Below are 1,106 nucleotides of genomic sequence, written 5' to 3' on the forward strand. Positions count from 1 at the left end.
CGGCGACCAATGTACTGTTCACCACCGGTTCCACCCGCTGGATCTGCTGCGCCAGCACCGGATTGGTGCGCGCGGCGACCCAAAGCTCCATGCTCGCAACGAACATCGGGCCTTGATGGGATTCCCAGAGGAAGTCCAGCACCGTTGACACCGGGTCGGGACTGCTTCGAAGACGGCCGAGTTCGCGGATGGCGGCTTGCGCCCGTTGTTGAGCCAGATGCTCGATGGCCGCGACGACCAGGTCTTCCTTCGAGCGGAAATGGTGGATCTGGGCGCCCCGCGTCACTCCGGCCAGCTCGGCGATGCGCGGCGTCGTCGTTCCCGAGTAACCGTGGGCGACCAGGCACTCGACGGTCGCGTCGAGCAAGCGCGCCCGCATCGCTGTGCTGCGCTCCGCCTGGGTACGGCGTTCTCCCCGGCCATCGGCGCTCGTCACCACTGCCGACCACACCTCGTCTTTCGGACCAGCGGCTCTCCGCTTTCCCTGCTACCGCGGCGGCGAACACGGCCACCGGCGGCAGGATACCTGCTCAACGGTATATCGGGGCCCATGCAGCAACCGACAGCGACTTCGCGGCTGAAGCGCTATAGAGGCGCGAGCGTCGCGCGTATAAAGATACATGCCCGATTGTATCTTGTTAAGCTGAGTAGAAGGTGATAAGTTCGATGCGCGACCGGAGCAACGTCGCTTCCGGGATATGCCGGCGATGGGACATCGTGATGGTGGGTCGGCTGGGCTTGGTGTCGGCGACGGCCGCTGCCGCGTTCTCGGGCTTGACCGCGACGACTTCGGCGGTCGCGTCGGCCGATGACGCTGACATCGCCTTGGTCATGGGCGGCACCGGGCCGTGCTGCGTGACGTCGCTGACACCTCCGGCGCTGCCCGGCCCCCCGTACACCACCGAGGTCGACCAGCTGTTCATCGCCCCTCACTTTCCCGGCTACACCACCGAAGGCCTGCCCACACCCGAACAGTTCGCGCCGTTCACCGGGCTCACCAGCGAGCCGTTGTCCACATCGGTGGCCCAGGGCCTCACCGATCTGCAGAGCGCGGTCGCCGAGCAACTCGGCCAGGGAAACCACGTCGTCGTGTTCGGCTACTCGCA

The 1,106-nt window shown here is 66.2% G+C and carries 2 protein-coding genes; one reads left to right on the forward strand and one right to left on the reverse strand.

The features are described from left to right. Nucleotides 1-379, reverse strand: a 379-nt coding sequence (locus F6Q13_RS17695; RefSeq protein ID WP_293059333.1) for a TetR/AcrR family transcriptional regulator, incomplete at its 3' end; no start/stop codon positions are given. 287 nt (nucleotides 380-666) lie between these two features. Between F6Q13_RS17695 and F6Q13_RS17700 the strand changes: the two genes are divergently transcribed. Further along, a partial coding sequence (locus tag F6Q13_RS17700) for a PE-PPE domain-containing protein (protein WP_293059330.1) occupies nucleotides 667-1,106 on the forward strand: 440 nt, incomplete at its 3' end.

The sequence above is a fragment of the Mycobacterium sp. genome, from assembly GCF_008709575.1.
GTDB lineage: Bacteria > Actinomycetota > Actinomycetes > Mycobacteriales > Mycobacteriaceae > Mycobacterium.